The following is a 5,290-nucleotide window of genomic DNA, read 5'->3' as shown; positions in this document are numbered from 1 at the left end:
ATCAGCGGCGAACCTACTGGCAGGGCGACCTGCTGGCAACCTAGCTCGGTGCCAGGCCCACCACCCTAACCCAATCAAGAGGAACCCAATCAATAGGGGGGTTGGCTTCCGTCAAGCCTCTCTACCTGAAAGCTGACACCATTGGGTGAAGGCAAGCTAGTGAGGTAACAGTTTTGTCGACCATTAGCTTGCCATGTTACCTGCTCTACACCAGTTGGCTCGTTCTGCCAGAGCGGTCTTCGTGTACGGCATGGGAGAGGGGGGGATGTAATCCAACTTCACGATCCCTATCCGTAGTTACTTTTGGCATCTATCGACATCTAGCAGCAGCAGTGAGCTTGCAGTCGGGGTTACGAGGGATCCTCAGCCCACAGGTGATCGACGAACCGAGGGGAGTGGGAGAATCCCTGGCGGACACGGAGGCTTTGATCCAGGTTTGGCATGGACGCGGGGAGGGGCAAATTTACATCTGGGTCAGCTAGAAATCGCAGGAGCCCAGCACTGTACTCATAAAGTCAGTGTCGGGAGGAATGCGTGACTTTATTTGCTTTGTGTTATAACAATATTGCGGACACCAGAAACGGCTTTTTAGGGCACTGGTAACGGTCGATTGGGGTTGTCGTAAACCAGCCCAGAGGTCCGTGGTTAGTTTACTAACTGCAGGGCTACTAAAAGCCTGTCCTATACTGCGAAGCAGTCAGGGTCGGGTAGTTTACGTTCCATGCTCCTTATTCTGGCCATCCTGAGAGTTTTGTCCAGGGATCCGCTCTAGCCCAAAGGTATGGAGTGGGGCTGCACACCCACTTGGCGGAAACTCGCCGGGGAGTGGAAACTCTACAGGCTCGCTATGGATTGACCCCGGTGCAGTGTTTGAAACGCTGGGGATCCCTGAGTGCTCAGACCTTGGCCGCCCACTGTGTGCATGTGGGGGCTGAAGAAATCGAATCGAGGAGATGCGGTTGGCGGTGTTTCTGCAGCGGTTGGGATCGGGGGATGGAGCTGCTCTGCCGGCGCAACAGGCTTTGTGGATGGCTACACAAGGCAGTGCCGCCTGTCTGGGTCTGGAAGGGGAAATCGGCAGCTTGGAGGTGGGCAAAAAAGCGGATTTGATCTTGCTGGATTTGCGCGTGGGCACCGCTAACCGCTATGCCAAAAAGCTCGCCACCTGCTTGTGAGAACCTGTGGGCTGCATTTTGACCGTGACTCTATTGCACAGCTCAAAGCGGCCCTCGTCGGGCATATGCTCGAAGAATGTGTTAGGCGTCAGAGGAGCAGCGACAGCCTGGATCACAGATATAACCCCTGGTCATTCGTCAGTGGTGCGGAGCGCATTGGGGGCATCCTAACCCCGCCTGCAGGCTTTTGGAGCATCCTGTGAATAGCTCTCAGGGTGCTTGCACGGGCGGTGGGTTGTTGCGCAAAAACGGCTGTACGGCTACAAATCCCAACCCAAACGATCCAATGACTAAGACGACTGCAGCGGCCATCCAAAGTACGGCAGAGCCCTGGGATCCGTGATGTTGCTCTCGTACCCGCTGATAAATGCCGGTGGAATAGGCTGAGGAGTCTGCCTCGCCGAGATAGGGATCCGGGCCGCCCCTATCCTGCATCAACTCGTCCAGGGAAGGAACCTGGTAGCCAGTGCGGGGGTAGGGCTCGGCAGAGGTGTGGGTGGAAGGGTGGCGAAGGGAATCAAAGGAGGACGGGGCAAAGCCGTTGGATGAGAAGGAGGGGGTCTCGTTGCGGGCCTGTCGGCGCTTGAGGCGATTCAAAAAATCGTAGCTGGGAGGGGCTTCCGGTTGGCCGGGATTGGCAGTCGGGCTGTTCTGTTGGAAAGAGGCTTCAGAAGCTGCAGCAACTTGGGCAGCCTGGCCATTTGCGTCAGCAAGCCGTAGGCTGATTTGCTGCAGGCGCTTCAGGGTGTGGCCCAATTGCCCCTGGAACTCTCGGGTGATGGCAGCGAGCTCTCCAGACAACTGCTGATGCAGAGCGCGCAGGTGCTGGTTTTCCGAGGAAAGCAGGCTTACCTGCTGACGGGCAGACTCCAACTCTTCGGCCACTTGTTGATACACCTGAATCGGCACCACCCCTGGCCCCGTCTCCATTGCGGCAGGGGAGCGAAAGCCACTGGGGTTACTGTTGCTGTTGCGAGCGCCAGAGGGGCTAGAACCCCGAAAACCGTATTGCATAAATTGGGATCGACTCGGAAGGACAGGGGGCTGGGACAGCTTGACACAGAGGGATCCAAGATATCAGGGATCTCCAAGGATAGTGCTGAACACCGGCAATCTAAAGGCGTGCAGCTCTAGCGTTAGTGTAAGCCGCAATTACTACCCCAAGCATACCGCTAAGCCTTTGGAATGGGCGATCTCTTCACAGCAATTTTTCCCGCCCACAAGCGCCATTTCCCCGCTGCTTCCAGGGAGGGCCGGCTTGCGCTGTCGTTCCCACGTCACGAATACTCCCCCACCAAGTCCGGGGAGCCTGAAGATTCGGAATCTGAGGCAGAGGAGTCCCGCAGCAGCCGCTCCAGATCCCGTCGCAGAGGTGGTTCCAACTGTTCCAGCTCGTTGACAAAGTCCTTTATACCCTGAAACTGGCGATAAACGGAGGCAAAGCGCACGTAGGCCACCTCACTTAGGTGTTGCAGGCGCTCCAGCACCATCTCGCCGATGCGCAGGCTGGTTACCTCTTGGGCATCTTCCAATTGCAGTTTTTCTTCGATCTCATTGACCAGCTCTTCCATCTGTCTGACGGTGACGGGGGTTTTTTGGCAGGCACGCATCACCCCTTGCAGGATCTTGTTGCGGTTGAAACTTTCGCGGGATCCATCCCGTTTAATGACCATGATGGGCATGAACTCGATGCGCTCATAGGTGGTGAAGCGGTAGCCACAGGACATGCATTCTCGCCGCCGCCGCACACTCTGGCCACCTTCTGCCGAACGAGATTCCAAAACTCGGATTTCTTGTTTGCTGCAGCGGGGACATTTCATGGCTTGCAGTCCTTACAAAGCGACAGGTGGGTAGGAGGGTGCCTCAATTTTACCGGATGCTTAATCTTCTGGTGCTTAGACAGATTGCAAATGAGATGGACTCTGTTCGTCGAGTGCAGATTGCAAGGGATCCCACCAAGCAGCGGCTTGCGCCTGGATCTGGGCCTTCAGCTCCGGTTCCATGCGATCCAAATGGATCAATACCCATTTCATTCTGCCCAAGGGGGCTAAGAGGGATCGCTGACGCAACAGGAAGTCCCAATACAACGTATTGATGGGGCAGGCTTGTTTGCCAACCTTTTCGCTGGGATTGTAGCGGCAATGGCGGCAGTAGTCACTCATTTTGCGGATGTACTGAGCAGAGGCGGCATAGGGTTTGGTGGAGAGCATGCCCCCATCGGCAAAAAGGCCCATGCCGATGACGTTGGGCTGCATCACCCAGTCGTAGCTGTCGATAAACACATCCTGAAACCACGCTTCTACTGCCTGGGGCTGAATGCCACTGATGAGGGCGAAATTGCTGAGCACCATTAGCCGCTGGATGTGGTGGGCATAGCCATGGCGGCGAATCTGACCCAGGGTGTGCCGCAGACAGGCCATGTCGGTGTCGCCGGTCCAGAAGAAGTGGGGCAGGGGTCGGCGGTGGTCAAAAAAGTTCTTCTGGGCATAGCCGTTGGGCATTTGGTATTCGTAGAAGCCGCGCATGTACTCCCGCCAGCCCAGGATCTGGCGGATGAAGCCTTCGGCGGAGGGCAGGGGGATCCCGCCGCGATGGTAGGCTTGTTCGACGGCAGCGATGACTTCGTGGGGGGTGAGCAGGCCCAAGTTGAGGTAGGGAGAAAGCAGCGAGTGGAAAAGGAAGTCTTCCCCGGCTTGCATGGCGTCTTGCCAGGGGCCGAAGTGGGGCAGGCGCTCGTGAATGAAATGATCAAGCACTTGCAGGGCTTGGGCGCGGGTGACGGCCCAGCCAAATCCTTCTAAGGATCCGAAGTGATGGCCGTAGTGTTGCCTAACTTTTGCGATGACAGCCTGGGTAATGGCATCGGGGGAAAAGGTGAGGGGTCGAGGATAGCGCATTCCCGGTTTGGGAGGATGGCGGTTCTCCCGGTCGTAGTTCCAGCGCCCCCCCAGGGGCTTGGGGCCGTCCATGAGAATGCGAAAGCGTTTGCGCCCTTCGCGGTAAAAGTCTTCCAGGAGCAGGCGCTTGCGACCTGAGGCCCAGTCGATAAATTGACGAGTACTCCAGAGGAAGTGGTTGTTTTCCACAACCAAGAGGGGGCAGGGGAGGGTTGATCTCAGATTTTCCACCTCCTCCCGGATGGGAATATCAGCTGGCTGCATGAGGCGGATCTGCTGCAGTTGATGTTGCTTGGCCCAGGTTTGCAGGGGCTCGGCATAGCTGTCGGCTTCCACGTAGGTGACTGGGTAGCCCCGCTGTTGCAGTTCTTGGGCAAAGTGGCGCATGGCCGACCAGACCAGCACCAATTTCTGCTGGTGGTGGTTGCGGGAGCTGGCCCAGGTGTGGGATTCGATGAGAATGACCGGAACTCGGTCTGGGGATAGGGTCGAGAGGGAAGCGAGGGCGGATTGCTGTGGGTGGAGTTGATCCGCAAGGATCCAAACCCCTTGTGGGCCGGCAGATGGAGCGATCATGGGATGCTGAAGCTCTCGGTCTATGGGAGGAGCGCTGAGAATGACACAGGTTGAGTTTAGCTCTGGGGGGCAAGGCCAGGTGGCACCCAAATGTTTGCTGAATCTCGGCGGGACAGCTGAGGAGAGAGGATGATGCGGCAGACAGGGATCCCTTTCCTGCGGTGGTGGGCCGGGCTGGGGATGGTGGCCCTGCTGCTGCTGGTGATCTGGAACTGCACGGATCCCTTGCCGCCGGCGTGGGATGAGGCGCAGCATCTGCTGCAGGCGCAGGCTTTTGGGCTTCACCTGGGACGGTTTCGCTGGGATGGGCTGTGGGGGCAGCAGTTTTTGCATTTGAACCAGCGCTACCCCCCTTTGGCCTATTGGCTGGGGATCCCCTTGGCGGCTCTGCATCCCTTCAGCCGGGCGGACGGGCAGTTGCTCAACTTGGTGTTGCTGGGGGTTCTGGTTCTGGCAACCCAGCGGCTGGGACAGCGGGTCTATCGCTCCTGGGAAGTGGGCTGGCTGGCGGCGGCGCTGCTGCTCCTCTATCCGGGGATCACGGCTTTGGCCCACGTGTACATGTTGGAGTTGCCGCTGGTGGTGGCGGTGACGCTGGCGTTTTGGGCGCTGTGGGCCTATGGGGAGAAGCCTTCCTGGTGG

5 protein-coding genes and 1 pseudogene are annotated in these 5,290 nt (G+C 57.9%); 3 read left to right on the top strand and 3 right to left on the bottom strand.

Translation table 11 applies throughout. From position 1 onward, the window contains the following. The first annotated feature begins 332 nt into the window (after positions 1–332). Together NW828_RS13565 and NW828_RS13560 are read left to right on the top strand one after the other, a co-directional pair. Positions 333–482 carry a hypothetical protein gene (locus NW828_RS13565; RefSeq protein ID WP_414384420.1) on the top strand — a complete coding sequence of 50 codons (150 nt, stop codon included), beginning with the start codon at positions 333–335 and terminating at the stop codon, positions 480–482. A gap of 471 nt (positions 483–953) precedes the next feature. Beyond that, positions 954–1,175, top strand: coding sequence for an amidohydrolase family protein (locus NW828_RS13560; RefSeq protein WP_041436618.1), 222 nt, complete (start codon positions 954–956; stop codon positions 1,173–1,175). A 210-nt stretch (positions 1,176–1,385) separates the two neighbouring features. On the opposite strand, the gene NW828_RS13555 is transcribed toward NW828_RS13560, so the two are convergent. The 3 genes from NW828_RS13555 to NW828_RS13545 all read right to left on the bottom strand — a co-directional run bounded on the left by NW828_RS13555 (position 1,386) and on the right by NW828_RS13545 (position 4,648). Then, complete coding sequence (locus tag NW828_RS13555) at positions 1,386–2,189, bottom strand: hypothetical protein (protein ID WP_414328720.1); 804 nt, start codon at positions 2,187–2,189, stop codon at positions 1,386–1,388. Between the two features lie 263 nt (positions 2,190–2,452). Then, positions 2,453–2,995 (bottom strand): transcriptional regulator NrdR, encoded by a 543-nt coding sequence (gene nrdR / locus NW828_RS13550; RefSeq protein WP_414374563.1) that lies wholly within the window; start codon positions 2,993–2,995, stop codon positions 2,453–2,455. Between the two features lie 75 nt (positions 2,996–3,070). After that, positions 3,071–4,648, bottom strand: a complete 1,578-nt coding sequence (locus tag NW828_RS13545) for a cryptochrome/photolyase family protein (RefSeq protein ID WP_414384418.1) — start codon at positions 4,646–4,648, stop codon at positions 3,071–3,073. A gap of 129 nt (positions 4,649–4,777) precedes the next feature. On the opposite strand from NW828_RS13545, the pseudogene NW828_RS13540 reads away from it, so the two are divergent. After that, a pseudogene (locus NW828_RS13540) lies at positions 4,778–5,290 on the top strand (hypothetical protein); the annotation flags it as partial.

It is taken from the genome of Synechococcus sp. W55.2 (assembly GCF_047461635.1).
Lineage (GTDB): Bacteria > Cyanobacteriota > Cyanobacteriia > Thermostichales > Thermostichaceae > Thermostichus.
The sequence above is the reverse complement of the archived record's forward strand: the minus strand, read 5'-3'. Positions and strand labels throughout refer to the sequence as shown.

Bases quoted from the DNA above. Each gene is read 5' to 3' on its own strand.
- NW828_RS13560 (WP_041436618.1), top strand. From the start codon at position 954: ATGCGGTTGGCGGTGTTTCTGCAGCGGTTGGGATCGGGGGATGGAGCT.
- NW828_RS13545 (WP_414384418.1), bottom strand. From the start codon at position 4,648: ATGATCGCTCCATCTGCCGGCCCACAAGGGGTTTGGATCCTTGCGGAT.
- NW828_RS13555 (WP_414328720.1), bottom strand. From the start codon at position 2,189: ATGCAATACGGTTTTCGGGGTTCTAGCCCCTCTGGCGCTCGCAACAGC.
- nrdR (WP_414374563.1), bottom strand. From the start codon at position 2,995: ATGAAATGTCCCCGCTGCAGCAAACAAGAAATCCGAGTTTTGGAATCT.